The sequence below is a fragment of the Tamlana crocina genome, assembly GCA_040429635.1.
Classification (GTDB): domain Bacteria; phylum Bacteroidota; class Bacteroidia; order Flavobacteriales; family Flavobacteriaceae; genus Flavisericum; species Flavisericum crocinum.
The window spans coordinates 956885-973267 of the sequence record CP158972.1; the positions used below are offsets into that span (position 1 = coordinate 956885).

A 16383-nucleotide genomic window follows, 5' to 3' on the forward strand; every position below is an offset into this window, starting at 1 on the left:
TATAAATATGGCTAAAAGTACTACCGACGATTTTTTTAAGGACAAAGTTTTAGGGCATCCGTCTGGGTTGTTCGTTTTGTTTTTTACAGAAATGTGGGAACGTTTTTCGTATTACGGCATGCGTGCCATTTTGGTTATTTTTTTAACAGGAGCCATGATGGGCGAAAATCCTGGTTGGGAGTGGAGTTCTTCCGCTGCACTTTCTTTATTAGGGACTTATGCTATGTTGGTTTATCTTACGCCATTGTTAGGTGGTTGGTTGGCCGATAATAAAATTGGCTACAGAATGGCAGTAGTAATAGGAGCATTGCTCATGACGGTTGGTCATGCTTCTATGGCCATCGAAACACCAACGTTTCTTTACATAGGTATAGCCTTTTTAATTGTTGGGAATGGTTTTTTTAAACCGAATATGACTTCAATAATATCCAAAATGTATGAAGGTCATGATGAAAAAAAGGACGGTGCCTATAATATTTTTTACATGGGTGTAAATGCAGGAGCGTTTATAGGTATAATGCTTTGCGGATGGGTAGGAGAAAAAATAGGATGGAGCTATGGTTTTGGTTTGGCCGGAATTTTTATGCTTCTGGGTATGCTGCAGTTTTATTTTGCACAATCTCTTTTCGGATCAATAGGGGATAAGCCTGTAAAGGTTGTTGAGGAAATGAGTAATATTGGAAGTCAAAATAAAGACTTGAAGCCTTCGGTAGTGCTTAACCATTTTTCGGTTTTAGATTATTTTTTAATAGCCGTATTTACCATTTCTGCGTTGATTTTTATAATTAATGATCCACTTAGCAAAATTGGAAATATCCAATCTTTTAATTTTACCGTGTTAGGTATGCAGGATTCTTTGTTTTTTGCGCTTTTAGCAGCCATTACTTTTGTATTGTTGCTATTGGTTAGAATCCCGAGGTATGTTGCTATCGAGAGGGATAGAATGATAGCCTTTTCTATTTTTTGTTTGTTTACCATTTTTTTCTGGGCTGCTTTCGAACAGGCAGCAGGTTCATTACCAATTTACACTAGAGATTTTACCAATAGGTTTTTGGAAGGCGGTGCCGCTATTACTTTCAAAGTTGTAGATTTAATAGTTACTGTAGTTCCGTTGGCCATAATTACCTATGTGTTGATTAGTCTGTTTAGAAAAACATTCAATCGAATTGGGTTGTCCAATGTTATTCTTGGTTTCAGTTTTGTTATTGTTTGGGCTATCGTTCTGTATAAGTTATACGTTGAGTTCCAATCTACCGAAACCGAAGTGCCGATAACTTGGTTTGCCATTTTAAATTCGTTGTTCATCATTATATTTGCGCCGCTGTTCACCAAATGGTGGGATAGCAAATTCAATCCGCCGGCATCTGTAAAATATTTTCTAGGCTTGGCGCTTTTAGGTTTGGGATTTGCATTTTTAGCGTTTGGAGCTAAAGATGTACCAGCAGGTGCTAAGACGGCCAGTTTAAGTATGGCTTGGTTGGTTTTGGCATATCTCTTCCATACATTGGGAGAATTGTGTCTGTCTCCCATGGGGCTTTCCTATTTAAGTAAATTGGTGCCTGCCCGTATGGTGGCTTTTATGTTTGGTGTTTATTATTTAGCTATAGCCATAGGAAATAAACTGGCACACTACGTTGGTGGCGATATCGAAAAAATTACACAAGAATATAGCTTGTCTACGTTCTTCCTGATTTTTACTATAATCCCTATGCTTTTGGGAATAGTTTCTTTATTGCTGCATCCATTGCTAAAAAAGCTTATGCACGGGGTGCGTTAAATGAAAAAATAAGTTAAAACTAAATCAAAATGCTCCTACTTGGGGCATTTTTTGTAAGTTCGGAACAACTTTTGCAACAAAGGAAATTATGAAAAAGACATTACTTTTATTCGTGGTTATGGGCTTTATAAGCTTAAATGCCACAGCACAGCAAATAAATTGGGTGAGTTTTGATGAAGCTTTGGCGCTTCAAAAAAAGGAGCCTAAAAAAATTATGGTCGATATGTACACCAACTGGTGCGGGCCATGTAAAATGTTGGATAAAAACACATTCCAGAATCCCGAAGTAGCCGACTATGTAAACGAACACTATTACGCCGTAAAATTCAACGCCGAGGGCAATGCCGTAGTGAATTACAAAGACAAATCATTCACTAACCCCAACTATGATCCGGCGAAAGCCAATAGGAGAAATTCGGCGCACGAATTGGCAAGGTATTTTCAAATCAGTGCTTATCCAACCATTGTATTTTTGGATGAAAATGCCGATGTTATTGCTCCAATTCGGGGATACCAAACCCCGCCAAAACTGGAACTTTATTTAAAAATGTTCAAAAAAGACGACCATAAGGCTATCAAATCACAAGAGGATTTTAATGCGTACTATACAGCTTTTAAACCAGAGTTTAAAGGTTGATAAAATCAATACTTAATTATAAAAGCTCCGTTTTTACCCGTGTGGTGAAAGGGGAGCTTTCTTTTTTTACAGACCTGTTCCCAGCGCTCGATATCGCTTTTATAGTTGCTGCCATCGGCAATAATTTGTTTTGGTTTTAACGAATCAATCAATCGGTTCAAGTTTAGTTTTGGCGATTGCCGCAATAGCACGTAATCTGGACTAAAACTTTTTACGTTGTATATACCTAAGCTGTCTACCAGCAAAAGTGTTTTTTTGTTCATGGAATAAACGTAGCGAAGTGTGTCTGTTTCAACGTTTCTTATAAAGTTCCCGACGGAGTAATCAGCAACGGAATTGATTTTTATTCCTGAAATACTATCTAAATCTTCGGCAACCACAATCTTATTATTTGTGGTGTTTGCCAAAACGCTGAATCTACTTTTGTGAAAAACGACGAGTTCGTTGGAAGGTTTGTTGAATGCCGTGTAAATAAAAGTGACTTGAACACAAACTATGCCCAGTAAAACATATTTTAAATGGCTTGTGTTTCGTTTGAAAATGAATTTAAAAACGGCAATAGTCAAAATATAAAAGGCCAAAACGTGCCAAATGCCAAAAGGGATGTTTTGGAATAGAAACGATTCCTGTTGAGCCACCCAATCAACAACGGTGTTCATCAAACTGATTATCCATCCGAATAAATCGGCAAAGAACTGTGGTAGTATATTCAGCACCGCCAATATAATGAGGAGGATACCCAGACCGAGAAGAATGCCTAACCCTGGAACAATAATTAAGTTTGAAATGAAAAATAGCCCCGGAAATTGATGGAAATAATACAGGCTTAACGGAAGGATGCCAAACTGCGCCGAAATGGTTACGGTTAAAGTGTGCCATAGCTTATCGGTTAACCAATATTTGGGTTTCCAAATGCTGTACAAATGCGGGTCGATGGAAACGATGGCAAAAACGGCCAAATAGCTCAATTGAAATCCCACATCAAAAATAAATAGAGGCTTAAAAAGCAATATAAAAAACAAGGAAATGGCCAAGGTGTTATAAGTGTTTGTGGGGCGTTTCAGGTTCATGGCAAAGGTTAAGATACTGAACATGGTAACGGCACGGGTTACAGAGGCCGATAGTCCGGCGATAAGGGCAAAACCCCATAGTAGGGCGACAAGCAATATGGTTTTAATCAATTTGCCATGTTTAAAACGTTGTAGAGGGGTAAACGCCCAATTTAAAATCAATAGAATGATACCAACGTGCAATCCGGAAACTGCCAAAATATGTATGACACCCGCATTGGCATAACTGGTATACACCTCCTCGCTAATATCCTGTCTTTGTCCGAGTAAAAGGGCGTTGATGATAGCTATCTCGTCGGGTTCGAATTCGAATTTTTCTAGTTTTTTGTTAATGTGATTGCAAAGGGCATCGGCATAGCCCAAAAGCGTGTGCGTTGTGGATTCAACCTTAAAAAGTTCTTCTTTATTTAGTGTTAATTGATGATAAATGTATTTTTTTTCGAGGTAGTTTTTATAGTTGAATTGATGTGGGTTTAAAGGTTTGTAAACATCCTGAAACTCTGTTTTGGCTATAAAAACGGCATCGACCTTTAAAGTAGAAAAAAGTGAATCCTTTGGAATGCTTAATAAGCATTTTCCAGAAGTATTTTGGTCGTCAATCTTTAAAATATCGATAACGTATTTTTGGTAAAAACGGTTGGGTTTCAATACTTCCCGAATCCTAAAGGTGGAGGTGTTTACAATGCTGTTTTCCGCGGAAATATGATGGGTGTAATGGTTGCTGAAATGTTTTTGATGGTGCAGGCTGTTGGTTAAAACACCTACGGAAACCATGGTTAAAAACGCCAAAATTCCAAACCAAACGGTTTTAACAAACTGTTTTTGGGCGATGAAAAAAAAGGCAGCTAAAACCGCGAGTAAAACAGAAGTTATAACTATTGAAGTAAAAACAGAAGCCTCAAAATAATAACCGATAAGAATGCCTAAAATAAGGCAAGCGGTGAGTTTGATTATAGTGAAATTGAGGAGTTTCATTTCACCTAAGATAAAAAATATTTCTTACAAAACTCGGCGCGCTTCGTGAAAGGCATTAAGCCAATAACTTTCGTTCAATCTTGATATAATTACCCCTTTGCTGCTTGTGGAGTGTATAAATTCAATATCGTTGTTTCGTATGGCAACAATTAATCCTACGTGGTTAATGGAGTTTCGGCGATTTCCAGTTTTAAAAAAGAGCAAATCGCCGTGAAGGACATCTTTTAAGGCGACTTTTTCGCCACGTTTCGCCATATCTTTTGATGCGCGGGGCAAAATAATATCGTAGGTTTTAAACGATTCGTAAACCAGCCCCGAGCAATCCATTCCGGCTTCGGTGGTGCCACCCCATTTATAGCGTACGCCTTCAAATTGTTTGGCATAATCGATAATGTGGTCGGCATTGGAGTAGGTGATTTCCGGAGTGGTAGGTTCAACCGAATTTTTGTTTTCGGTGTTGAAAACAGTTGGTTCGTCCGTGCTTTTTTTAGTAATGATTTTTGTGCTTCCGGTACCGTTGCTTGTCGTTCTTTTAGAAGATTTGCAACTACTGAAGCTAACTATTAAAAGGATTAAAAGAGTGATTCGGGACACCACGCATCTAAGGTTTTAAAGATTCGTAAATTAATTTCGCTGTTTTTTCACTGGCACCGCGACCACCCAACTTTTTTTCCAATTCGTAATAATCCAAAAAGATTTTCTTTCGGTTTTCGGCATCCAAAATTTTATCCAATTCTACTTTCAATCGTTTTTTATTGAAATCGTTTTGAATGAGTTCGGTAACCACTTCGCGATCCATAACCAAATTCACTAACGAAATAAACTTAAGGGTTATTATACGCTTTGCAATTTGGTACGAAATAGCACTGCCTTTATAGCACACCACTTGGGGGGCTTTAAACAAAGCCGTTTCTAAAGTGGCTGTGCCCGAGGTGACCAATGCTGCTGTTGAAATACTGAGCAAATCATAAGTTTTGTTGTCGATGAATTTAACATCGGTGGACTTTATAAACGTTTGATAAAAACTGAATTCTTGGCTGGGCGCTCCGGCAATGACGAATTGGTAATCGGGGTATTGGTTCACCAAACTAAGCATAACCGATAGCATTTTTGTAATTTCCTGTTTTCGGCTGCCGGGTAACAGGGCGATAATGGGTTTGTTGCCCAATTGGTACTGTTCCCTAAATTTGAATTCGCCCACTTGCTCACGGTTGGCAATGGCATCGATTAAAGGATGACCTACAAACGTCACGTTGTAATTATATTTCTTATAAAACGGTTCCACAAACGGCAGGATAACGTACATCGCATCGATGTCTCGTTTTATGGCTTGTACTCGGCTGGCACGCGAGGCCCAAACTTGTGGCGAAATGTAGTAATTTGTTTTAAAACCAGCAGCCTTCGCCCACTTCGCGATACGTAAGTTGAACCCGGAATTGTCAATAAAAACAATCACGTCTGGGTTGAAAGTTTCAATGTCACTTTTACAAAAAGAAATGTCCTTAAATATTTTGTTGAGGTTGGTAATTACTTCAACAAAACCCATAAAAGCCCGCTCTTTGTAGTGTTTTACTAGAGTGCCGCCCACTTGAGCCATTAAATCGCCGCCCCAAAACCTGATATCGGCTTCAGGGTCGAGCTTAATTAAAGCTTTCATAAGATTCGAGCCATGCAAATCGCCCGATGCTTCTCCTGCTATAATGTAGTATTTCATATGGCCTGGGGTTATTTTTTTACTGAAACAATTTAAAAACAAACGTAAAAACCGCGATAAAAACAGTAATGAGCAATACACCCCTGGCGCGATAATCCTTTCTTTTTTTTATAAAAATGAAAAAAGCGATGAGGTTTAAAACAGCCCCTAAACTAATCAGTTTTCCTAAAAATCCTTCCGCTGCAGCGGCTTTGATTACGGTGGTAAAATCGTCGCCTTTTCCTAAAAATGTGGCTGTTAAAAATAGACCGATGGCGTTGGCAATCAACCCTACAAACATGCCTATAAAAATATCTTTCTTCATTAAATTATTATTTTAATTCCCAAGAGTTCAGCTCTTTGATAAAATGATGCGCCGTTAAATCGAACTGCGATGGCACCACCGAAATATAGCCGTTTTCGAGTGCCCATTCGTCGGTGTCCTCGCCACCATCCAAATTGACAAACTTTCCGGTGAGCCAATAATAATCTTTGCCCTGCGGCGTTTTTCGCTTGTCGAATTCTTCCACCCAATTGGCTTTGGCTTGCCTGCAAATTTTAATGCCTTTTATGTTTTCTTTTGGAACATTGGGGATGTTCACATTAAGCACCACACCGTTGGGCAAACCGTGTTTTAAAACCTGTTGTGCAATGGTTTTTACATAGGGTTTTGAAGCTTCAAAATTGGCGTTCCAACCGTAATCGAGCAGCGAAAACCCAATAGCTGGAATACCTTCAATACCGGCTTCGATAGCCGCACTCATCGTACCCGAATAAATGACGTTAATGGACGAGTTGGATCCATGATTAATACCAGAAACACAAAGGTCGGGTGTGCGGCCCAAAATTTCCCTGATGGCTATTTTTACGCAATCGGCGGGTGTTCCAGAGCAACTGTACTCTTTTTGTGGGCCATCATCCAAATGGATTTCCTCTGCAAAAAGCGTAGAATTTAAAGTAATAGCATGGCCCATGCCGCTTTGTGCGCTATCGGGAGCCACAACCACTACATCGCCAATGGTGTTCATGATGCTAATGAGGGTTCGTACGCCCGGGGCACTAATGCCGTCGTCGTTTGTTACTAAAATAAGCGGTTTTTTTATCATGAATTATTTTCAATAAATCAACGCTAAAATACATAATTTACTCAGTAAATATCCAATTTACCGCCTTTAACAAAAAATTAGCGGGCATAACCCATATTGGCACAGTTTTTTCTTTATTTTAGTGAAAAATATGTCGTGCTTTTTAGAGGCAATTAAAATTGATTAGATGAGAAATATTATGAAAAGGAATTACAAAGTGCTGCTGCTGTTACTGCTTTTAGCTTTCGCTTCTTGCAGTTTTACTACCAAAAAATTTAGCAATCCGGATAAAGACAAATTATTGGTTCAAATCATCACCTTTGTTTTAGAGCAGGGACATTACGACCCGATGCAATTTGACGATGCCTTTTCCGAGGAACTGTTCAACGATTACATTGAAGTGGTCGATCCGGTGAAGCGGTATTTTTACGAATCGGATTATCAGGATTTTGAAAAATTCAAACTGAATATTGACGACCAGTTAAAGGCAACCGATATCACCTTTTTTAACGTGGTTCACGACCGTATGGTGAAACGTATTGCTGAAGCCAAGGAGATTTACAGGGAAGTGTTGTCGCAACCTTTCGACTATACCATTGACGAAGAGTTCGACACCGATTATGATAACAGCACCTTTGTGAAAACTAAAAAGGAAATGAAGGATCGTTGGAGAAAGCAATTGAAATTTTCTACGCTTTCCAATTACGACGATTTGATGAAGCAGGAAAAACAAGCCAAGGAAAATGACCCGAGCTATGTTATGAAAACCGAGGCTGAAATAGAAAAGGAAGCTAGAGAGGCCACGTTAAACTCCATCGATATTTACTTTAACGATAGTTTGGATGATTTAAAACGCGAAGACTGGTTTGCCATATATGTAAACACCATTGTGGAAGAGTTCGATCCGCACACCTACTATTTGGCGCCGAGAAATAAAGAGGATTTCGATCAGCGTATGTCCGGAAAATTGGAAGGAATTGGAGCCAGACTGCAAAAACGTATGGATTACATAAAGGTAGTGGAACTGATTTCTGGCGGACCAGCTTGGAGAAGCAAGGAACTTGATGTGGAAGATGTCATCTTAAAAGTAAAGCAGGAGGACGAAGAGTTTCCGGTGAGCATTGTAGGGATGCGCATTAGCGATGCCATTAAATACATAAAAGGCCCGAAAGGCACCAAAGTGACGCTAACGATTAAAAAAGTAGACGGCACTATAAAGGACATCACCATTACCCGCGATGTGGTAGAATTGGTAGAAACTTATGCCAAATCCTCAATCGTTGAAAAAGAAGGCCAAAAGTTTGGAGTGATCAATCTACCTGCTTTTTATGTTGATTTTAAAGATTACAAAAACGTTAATGCCGCCAAAGATGTTAAGGAAGAAATTGAAAGATTGAAGGCTGAAGGCATGGAAGGTTTGGTGCTGGATTTAAGAAACAATGGTGGTGGTTCGCTGCCAACGGTGGTCGATATGGCCGGGTTGTTTATTGAAGACGGTCCTATTGTGCAAGTACGCTCAACGGGCAAAGCCAAAGAAGTGTTGGAAGACCGCGATAAGTCCATAACTTGGGACGGACCATTGGTGATTTTGGTAAACGAAATATCAGCTTCAGCTTCCGAAATTATGGCCGCTGCCATGCAGGATTACAAGCGTGCTATCATTATCGGTAGCAAGCAAACCTACGGAAAAGGCACGGTTCAAAACGTAATCAATTTGAACAATATGCTGCGTAACAATACCAGTGGCGATTTAGGTGCTTTGGCACTGACTACCCAAAAATATTATAGAATCAACGGTGGTTCTGTGCAGTTGGAAGGTGTGAAAAGTGATGTTAAAGTGCCGGGGCGTTTCAGTTTTATTGAAGTGGGAGAGAAGGATAAGGACAATCCGTTGCCGTACGATGAAATTGATGCAGCCACTTACAAGCCTTGGGAAAATTATTTCGATTACGATGCCACGGTTGAAAAGAGCAAATTGCGTATGGCAAACAATGCCCAGTTAAAGCTTATTGAAGAAAACGCCAAATGGGTGAAAAGTAAAATTGACGAAACTGTATATTCGTTAAATTACAAAACTTACAGGGCGCAAATTGAAGCCAATGAAGCGGAAGCAAAAAAGTTTGATGCCATTTCAGATTACCAAAACCATTTGGACTTTGATTCTACCAGTTTTGAAAAACAATTGTTCACGCAAGATACTACCGATTTAAAGGAAAAACGTGAGCGCTGGCACGAAAGCTTGAGCCAAGATGTTTATATCGAGGAAGCGTTAAACGTACTAGAGGATTTAAAAATGGCTTACCCGCTTAAAAATATGGCGGCCACAAAAGCCAACGTAAAAAATTAAATAGGCTCTAAAGCCCGATAATTTATGGGTCAATCCAATTCGTTGAAACACTTAGCGCTCCAAAAGTTTAAAAGGAACTTTTGGGGCGTTTTTAGTTTCTTTTTTATCATTTTAGTGGGGTTTATTTCGGTGTTTGCTTATGTATTCGCGCCCGACGATTCGCAGTATGCCAACCAAATGCACCTATCCATCCATTCCCAAAAACCGGGGTTTGCGGTAACCATTTTGACCATTCCGTCAAAGTTGGAAGGCGAGCAGTCGCGGTTCGATAAAATGTTCTTCGGAAAGAAAAAAGCCTCTAACGAAATTCCTATTTCAGATTATAGTATTGAAAACGAAACATTAACCTATACCGAATATGCTGCCGACGGCTTGGAAGGAGCCGAAAAAACCATTGAATTATCCGCTTTTCCAAATCAGGATGCTGTGGCTTTTATAGCCGAAAAAAACTTTTTGTTTGGTACCGATAAATACGGTCGCGATTTGTTGAGTCGGGTGTTGGTGGGTGCCAGAATATCTTTTTTTATTGGTTTTGTGGCGGTGTTTATTTCGTTGGTCATTGGTATTTTAATGGGGAGTTTGGCGGGTTATTTCGGCGGAAAAGTAGATGCTGTTATCATGTGGGTTATCAATGTTACTTGGTCTATTCCAACCTTGCTTTTGGTGATAGCCATTACTTTGGCTTTGGGCAAAGGTTTTTGGCAGGTGTTTATTGCTGTGGGGTTGACCATGTGGGTGGAGGTAGCCCGTGTGGTACGCGGACAAATAATTAGTACCAAGGAAATGCAGTATGTAACCGCAGCCCGTGCTTTGGGCTATACCGATTTTAGAATCATCACCAAACATATTTTGCCCAATATCATGGCACCTGTTATTGTCATTTCGGCAGCCAATTTTGCAGCCGCCATTTTAATTGAAAGCGGACTCAGCTTTTTAGGTATTGGTGCCCAACCGCCTATGGCTAGTTGGGGCGCGATGATTAAAGATCACTACAACTATATTATTTTAGGAAAACCCTATTTGGCCATCATCCCCGGTCTGTGCATTATGAGTTTGGTAATGGCTTTTATGCTTATTGGTAATGCACTTCGCGATGCTTTGGATGTAAAAGGGTAAAACTGTCTCATTGCATGAGAAAAACGAAACGTAATAGCTTTTTTTCTTAAATTAAGAGTAACTTCAGGGGGTGTAGAGTATCGTTGTTTTCTAGTAGGATTATATAAACTCCTTTTGGGAATTTACATTCAATTGTATCTTGATTGGCTTTGAAATTTCGATGAGTTAAAATTTTACTTCCATTTAAATGATACAAATGTAGGTTGAAATTTCTATTAAATTCATCGTAAATTTTAAAGCTATTGGCGTTAAGGTCTTGGATTAACTTTATTGCTTTTTTGGTTTTAGAGGTGGAATTTAGAGTGCTTGAACATATCAGGCTATTTAAAAAAACTGTGGAACGGTCTAGAATTTCTTCCTTTTCAGTGGGGGTGTCGAGATACCCCCCGTGTTCATTACTGTTTACCGTGCGCAGTTGGTTTGTAATTGATAAACTGTTGGCTTTTGCGTGTATCAAACTACTTCCATCGGCTTCTACGATATTAAAATTGGCAAATGAAAGTAGCCCGCTGTTAAAAGGGACTATTGGGTCGTTATCTTCATGAACAGAAAAGATAGGAGTATCGTTGTTTTCCATTAGGTTGGTGTCAAGGATGGCACCAGAAAAACTAATGATACCATTCACTTCTGAACTGTATTCTGTGTTACTGCTGCTATTTCCTTCAAAACCTCCATTATTCGATATGATATTCAAAACTAACTCGGGTATAATGTCATCAGAATCAAGATATCCCACGTGGTTAGCAATTATTGCACCCGCTGAAAATCCTCCAGCGTATATGTGCTTTGAGTCAATTTTGTATGCATTGGTATTTGAAATGTCTTCCCTGAAAAACCTTATTGCAGCCTTCATATCGCACACTCCTTTGTACATTTGGTCTAGTCCGGCCATCATTTCATCAGGAGGAGGAAAAACACCATCATAAAGTCTGTAATCAATAGATGCTGCAACAAAGCCACGTTTGGCATAAAAAGTACATAAGTCGGCAATATCTGTTCGAGTGCCTGTAACAAAGGAACCACCATGGGCAAGGACGATTAGTGGCCTAGATACAGCCGTGTCGCCTTCGGGTGAATAGATGTCCATATAGAGATTTTGGTCTATGTCGCCAACGGTGCTATTGTTTCCATAAAGAACGTTTGCTGAAACTGAAACGTTAGTAAATAAATTTGTGGTGTATCTATTAGTTGCACAGCTTGTGTGATTGTCTTGTCCGTGTACTGTGCTTAAAGTCATTGATTTGGCACATACAAAGACTGCACAGAATTTAATAAAGTATTTTGTCACTTCTCATCTTGTTTTGGTAGACTAAAGATAGGTATTGGTTTTTTTTCGTTCAGAAAAAACAGATTAAATGTAAATAAAGTAGGTGTAAAGTGAATTGTGTTTCTGACGGTTTTATTATACGTCCCATTGGTTTGTTATTGTTTTAAGGCTGACATAGAAGCCATTTTAAGCTCATATGCCCATCTGGGAATTAGACCGCAAGTTATATGCGAAAACAACAAACGCCCTAAAAATGGGCGTTTCTATATCATGTTTTTACAAAATTATGTGCCTGTGCAGGCACCTTCACAAAACACAAAAACCCTTGTAAACATGAGGGTTTTGTTGTATATAGAGGTATAAATAAACCCCGAAAACGGCCAAAAAGGGTCGAAAACGGGGTTTTCAGTTTCTATTAAAATGGAAATACAAAGAATTTCCGACCTACAAGGTCGTCTTTCCCTTTTTTCCCCAGTGAAGATTATGCCCTTTTCTACGCGCGCTTTTTAGAGGGCAATCTCGGAAAAATCCATCAAGCCATTCCTTGGGATGATTTAGTTTTACAATTTAAGGTCAAAGAACAAAAATTGGGCAACAGCATGTTGTTCGGTCCACGCGGTCGTTTAGCCCCAATGTTTTTAAAACACTATGCAGGCTGTTCGGGCAGGAAGCTCATGGAACAGATTTTGAGTCTCAATTACAAAAACATAACAATATTGATTTTACTGCCCAATATTACCGCAGAGTAGTCACTGTAAAACAAGTGTACGAGCAACAAAGCAGCTATTTTAAAACAGGCCAAAAGATAAAAGACCGCATTGTAAGCATATCCAAAGATTACCTGCGCCCTATAGTAAGAGGTAAAGAAACAAAACCCGTGGAGTTTGGAGCCAAGGTCAATAAATTACAGATATACGCCACCAACAAGAACCGAAGTTTTGTAACCAAGCACCAGATAAAGACCGATTTTAAGCGCAAGGGAAAATTACCTAAAGACCACCAAGGTGGAAACAGGCTAAAAGCAGCCATAACAAAAGAAAGAGCTTAACGATTAGAAGGTAGTTTTGGTAAAGAAAAGGAACATTGCCACCTCAAAGAAATCAAGGCGAAAACAAAACCAAATGAAATGTTATGGGTCTTCTTTGGCATACATACTGCCAATGCCTTAGAAATGGGAAGGCGAATGCAAAACGCCCCAAAGCAAGTCGCTTAAAAAAAAGTGATTTCCATTAATGGGGAACGTGCGCCGTGACGTTAAAAAAACACATGCCTTTTGTGTATTTAATTTTCTTTTTTATCGCTAGCCAAAGGAAAATTGTCAAAGGGAAGTATTGAAAACAAAAAATAGCACCAAAATATAATTAATGATGCTATTTTCTGAATGTGCCAACAAAAAGCGCTTATTCAACGAATAAGCGCTTTTTGTTTTTAATGGCTTTAGGTGTGCCAATTAAGCCGAATTTCTACTGGCGTTAATATTTCCAAATAACGAACGGGTAACGATCTTTTCAAAAATCTTTTTCTCGTCGTTATCAATGCCTGCTTTTTCAAGCTCCTGTACCTTTTTAAGGGCGTATTGCTGTATTGTCAACAATGGCAATACAATAGATTCCCTAACTTGAATAGAAGCTTTTCCAGACGGCTCATTTTCCATCAATTCGCTATATCCGGTCAATTTAAGTAGTAGCCTTTTTGTGGTTTGGTACTCTTCGTAAATAATGTTCCAAAATGCACCGAACTCTTCGTCTTTAGACATGTATTTAGTCAAATCGAAGAACGATTTGGTTAAAGACATCATACTGTTTTCCAATAGGGTTTTAAAGAATTTAGAGTTATTGTAAAGGTGTTCTACTTTATCGAATTCACCGCGGTCTTCATACTGCTTCAATGCGGTTCCTACTCCAAAGAATCCAGGGACGTTTTGTTTCAACTGACTCCAAGACCCTACAAACGGAATGGCTCGCAAATCTGAAAATACCAACTTGTCTGAAGTGCCTCGTTTCGAAGGTCTACTTCCAATATTGGTTTTGGCGTAATATTTTAAAGTACTCATGCGCTCCAAGTATGGGATGAACATGGGGTGATTTTTAAAGTTTTTGTAGGTTTGATAACTGGTTTCAGCCAAATCACTCATAACTACACGATCTTCATCGCTCATGCGGTTCTTTTCCTTCAACTTGTTCATAATACCCGAACTGATCAATTGCTCGAGGTTGTATTGCGACGAATCTAAAGTTCCGAAGTTAGAGCTAATGGTTTGTCCTTGTATGGTCAATTGAACTTCTTTGTCTTCAATAGTTGGACCCAACGAAGCGTAGAATTGGTGCGTCTTTCCACCTCCACGAGCTGGTGGTCCGCCGCGACCATCAAAGAATATGGCGGTAACATCGTATTTTCTCGACATTTCGGTAAGTAATTCCTTGGCTTTGTATATGCCCCAGTTTGCCATTAAATAACCCCCATCTTTTGTTCCGTCAGAGAAACCTAGCATGATGGTTTGTTTCATGCCGCGTGCTTTAAGGTGAGCCATGTATTGCGGGTTACTGTACAATTGTTCCATGACGCTTGGTGCATTTTCCAAATCGGTAATGGTTTCAAACAATGGCACAACATCAACAGTTAATTCATCTTTAAAGGCTACAATTTTAAGCATCGCAAACAGCTGCATCACATTCAGTGCTGTTTGGTTGTTGCTAATAATGTATCGATTGGCACCGCGTTCGCCGTTGCTGGCCTGAATATCTTTAATTACCGATATGGTTTTTAAGGTGTTGTAAACCATTTCATCTTCAAAAACATCTAGGTGCTCAATGCTGTCATCTGCTTTCGAAAGGATTTCAATTTGCTCTGCTTCCGTTAAATCGTGATAATTTTTTGGGAACGACGAACTGCCCGTTTCAATCAAGTGGTCTATAACCGTAGTGAAAACAGAATGGTGAATGCGGCTATCTTGTCTAATATCCAATGTGCCAAAATTATAGCCAAACATATGAACTCTGTTAATAAGGTCATTTATTTCGTTAACATAAAGAGATTGGTGTTCTTCAACAACCAAATCGCGAATGCTAAGCAATTCGTCAATCAGTTCTTGGGCGCTTATCGCTTTTTTGTAGTTAAGGTCTATACTGTAATTGTACAGTATAGTCTCTAATTTTATAATACGCTTCTCAACCCCTCTAAAGGTTAACTTTCTTCTTAATTTTTTAAGGTCTTCGTAGTATTTTTTAAGAATGGCCCGTTTAAGCTTGTTGGCTACTTTTAAGGTAGTGTCTGGTTTTACAAAAGGGTTTCCGTCGCGGTCGCCACCTGGCCAGAATCCAATATTGATAATCTCGTTGTGCTTTTTGGCATCGGTGAAAATATTCTGTTGGATGTAATTGTAAATATCCCCAAACGATTGGTAAAACACGTTTTCCAAATACCAAATTAAGCTTTTGGCCTCATCATAAGGTGTTGGCTTTTTGTGCTTAAAGAAAGGCGTCTTTCCTAGTTGCCCGAATAAGTTGTTGATTTCAGATAGGTTGTTTTCCTTAATCGCTTTTGTTAAATCCGTGATGATACCCAATACCGATCCTGGATAAAACTGGGTAGGGTGCGCGGTAAGTACAATACGTACCTTAAATTCTTCAAGATATTCCTTGAGTTCTTCAAGTTTATCTTCAGAAATGGCAGACCCTTTAAGGTTTCTTAAAGTACCCACACCTTCCATGTTGTTCACCACCGGGAAAGCAGCGTCTTCAATGGCATCAAATAAAACAACTTGGCGCTCAATGTATTGGATGAACCTAAAAAGTAAATTTATTTGACTCTCTTTTGATCGGCGCGCTTGGTATTTTTCAAAAAAGGTGTCGACTATGGTTGTTGGATCGTCGCCTTTTTTAAATCCTTTTTCGCAAGTTTCGTGGAATAAAGGCAAAAGGACCCCGGTTTTTGTAACAGAATCAAAGGGTAAAGTCATAAATATACTGTTGTATATTTGGTATTTTGACAAAACACTTTGGTTGAATCTTTTTAATTTTGGTTCTACTGACATATAATTTTTTTATGTTCAAAATGAAGCATAAAAATACTAAAGCTATAGCTAACCAACATAGTCTGTTCAAAGATTTATCAAATTTTGTGCTTTGTGGAATGATGTTTAAGGAATTTTGAAAAAAACGAGACAAATGTTAAAGGTTTGAAACCTTGTTTTTGATGAAAAATCCTCCTTGTTCCGGTTGTTGAAAGAATTTACAGTTTTTACTTTTTAGAGGAGCGTCCGTGATTTTTTTGATTTTAAGCCCAATGTTCTTTTTGAGTCGCTTTTTTAATTTCTAAATTATTAAAGGTTTTGGTTGGCAATTATTTAAAAATCTAACAAAAACCTTGCAGGTTATTGATATGCCGATATTTTTTAGGTGAAATCCCATTCCATAA

The 16383-nt window shown here is 38.9% G+C and carries 12 protein-coding genes; 5 read left to right on the top strand and 7 right to left on the bottom strand.

Annotation, left to right across the window (positions count from 1 at the left end; translation table 11 throughout):
- Positions 1 to 7: 7 nt before the first annotated feature.
- Entirely contained in the window at positions 8 to 1777 is a 1770-nt protein-coding gene (locus tag ABI125_04260) for a peptide MFS transporter (GenBank protein ID XCF07072.1), read from the top strand.
- An 88-nt stretch (positions 1778 to 1865) separates the two neighbouring features.
- Positions 1866 to 2414 (top strand): thioredoxin fold domain-containing protein, encoded by a 549-nt coding sequence (locus ABI125_04265; GenBank protein XCF07073.1) that lies wholly within the window; start codon positions 1866 to 1868, stop codon positions 2412 to 2414.
- A gap of 5 nt (positions 2415 to 2419) precedes the next feature.
- On the opposite strand, the gene ABI125_04270 is transcribed toward ABI125_04265, so the two are convergent.
- The 5 genes from ABI125_04270 to surE are packed head-to-tail and all read right to left on the bottom strand — an operon-like array spanning position 2420 to position 7258.
- Entirely contained in the window at positions 2420 to 4459 is a 2040-nt protein-coding gene (locus tag ABI125_04270) for a ComEC/Rec2 family competence protein (GenBank protein XCF07074.1), read from the bottom strand.
- A gap of 24 nt (positions 4460 to 4483) precedes the next feature.
- Complete coding sequence (locus ABI125_04275) at positions 4484 to 5056, bottom strand: C40 family peptidase (protein ID XCF07075.1); 573 nt, start codon at positions 5054 to 5056, stop codon at positions 4484 to 4486.
- A 4-nt stretch (positions 5057 to 5060) separates the two neighbouring features.
- On the bottom strand, positions 5061 to 6173 hold the full coding sequence (gene lpxB, locus ABI125_04280; GenBank protein XCF07076.1) for a lipid-A-disaccharide synthase: 1113 nt from the start codon (positions 6171 to 6173) through the stop codon (positions 5061 to 5063).
- 19 nt (positions 6174 to 6192) lie between these two features.
- Positions 6193 to 6477, bottom strand: coding sequence for a hypothetical protein (locus ABI125_04285; protein ID XCF07077.1), 285 nt, complete (start codon positions 6475 to 6477; stop codon positions 6193 to 6195).
- Between the two features lie 7 nt (positions 6478 to 6484).
- Positions 6485 to 7258, bottom strand: coding sequence for a 5'/3'-nucleotidase SurE (surE, locus tag ABI125_04290; protein ID XCF07078.1), 774 nt, complete (start codon positions 7256 to 7258; stop codon positions 6485 to 6487).
- A gap of 166 nt (positions 7259 to 7424) precedes the next feature.
- Here surE and ABI125_04295 point away from each other — a divergent pair, with 166 nt between their 5' ends.
- Both ABI125_04295 and ABI125_04300 read left to right on the top strand, forming a co-directional pair.
- Positions 7425 to 9584, top strand: coding sequence for a carboxy terminal-processing peptidase (locus tag ABI125_04295; protein ID XCF07079.1), 2160 nt, complete (start codon positions 7425 to 7427; stop codon positions 9582 to 9584).
- A 24-nt stretch (positions 9585 to 9608) separates the two neighbouring features.
- The gene (locus ABI125_04300) at positions 9609 to 10700 is read left to right on the top strand and encodes an ABC transporter permease (protein ID XCF07080.1); all 1092 of its coding nucleotides are present in this window, start codon (positions 9609 to 9611) and stop codon (positions 10698 to 10700) included.
- A gap of 46 nt (positions 10701 to 10746) precedes the next feature.
- On the opposite strand, the gene ABI125_04305 is transcribed toward ABI125_04300, so the two are convergent.
- Positions 10747 to 11937, bottom strand: coding sequence for an alpha/beta hydrolase (locus ABI125_04305; protein ID XCF07081.1), 1191 nt, complete (start codon positions 11935 to 11937; stop codon positions 10747 to 10749).
- Positions 11938 to 12730: 793 nt separating this feature from the next.
- On the opposite strand from ABI125_04305, the gene ABI125_04310 reads away from it, so the two are divergent.
- Complete coding sequence (locus ABI125_04310; GenBank protein XCF07082.1) at positions 12731 to 13015, top strand: hypothetical protein; 285 nt, start codon at positions 12731 to 12733, stop codon at positions 13013 to 13015.
- Between the two features lie 402 nt (positions 13016 to 13417).
- Here the strand turns inward: ABI125_04310 and ABI125_04315 are convergent, their stop codons facing one another.
- Complete coding sequence (locus ABI125_04315; protein XCF07083.1) at positions 13418 to 16000, bottom strand: phosphoenolpyruvate carboxylase; 2583 nt, start codon at positions 15998 to 16000, stop codon at positions 13418 to 13420.
- Between the last annotated feature and the right edge of the window lie 383 nt (positions 16001 to 16383).

Excerpts from the sequence above, each read along its gene's own strand:
- ABI125_04260 (XCF07072.1), top strand. The coding sequence starts at position 8 with ATGGCTAAAAGTACTACCGACGATTTTTTTAAGGACAAAGTTTTAGGG.
- ABI125_04265 (XCF07073.1), top strand. The coding sequence starts at position 1,866 with ATGAAAAAGACATTACTTTTATTCGTGGTTATGGGCTTTATAAGCTTA.
- ABI125_04270 (XCF07074.1), bottom strand. The coding sequence starts at position 4,459 with ATGAAACTCCTCAATTTCACTATAATCAAACTCACCGCTTGCCTTATT.
- lpxB (XCF07076.1), bottom strand. The coding sequence starts at position 6,173 with ATGAAATACTACATTATAGCAGGAGAAGCATCGGGCGATTTGCATGGC.
- ABI125_04285 (XCF07077.1), bottom strand. The coding sequence starts at position 6,477 with ATGAAGAAAGATATTTTTATAGGCATGTTTGTAGGGTTGATTGCCAAC.
- surE (XCF07078.1), bottom strand. The coding sequence starts at position 7,258 with ATGATAAAAAAACCGCTTATTTTAGTAACAAACGACGACGGCATTAGT.
- ABI125_04295 (XCF07079.1), top strand. The coding sequence starts at position 7,425 with ATGAGAAATATTATGAAAAGGAATTACAAAGTGCTGCTGCTGTTACTG.
- ABI125_04300 (XCF07080.1), top strand. The coding sequence starts at position 9,609 with ATGGGTCAATCCAATTCGTTGAAACACTTAGCGCTCCAAAAGTTTAAA.
- ABI125_04305 (XCF07081.1), bottom strand. The coding sequence starts at position 11,937 with ATGACTTTAAGCACAGTACACGGACAAGACAATCACACAAGCTGTGCA.
- ABI125_04315 (XCF07083.1), bottom strand. The coding sequence starts at position 16,000 with ATGTCAGTAGAACCAAAATTAAAAAGATTCAACCAAAGTGTTTTGTCA.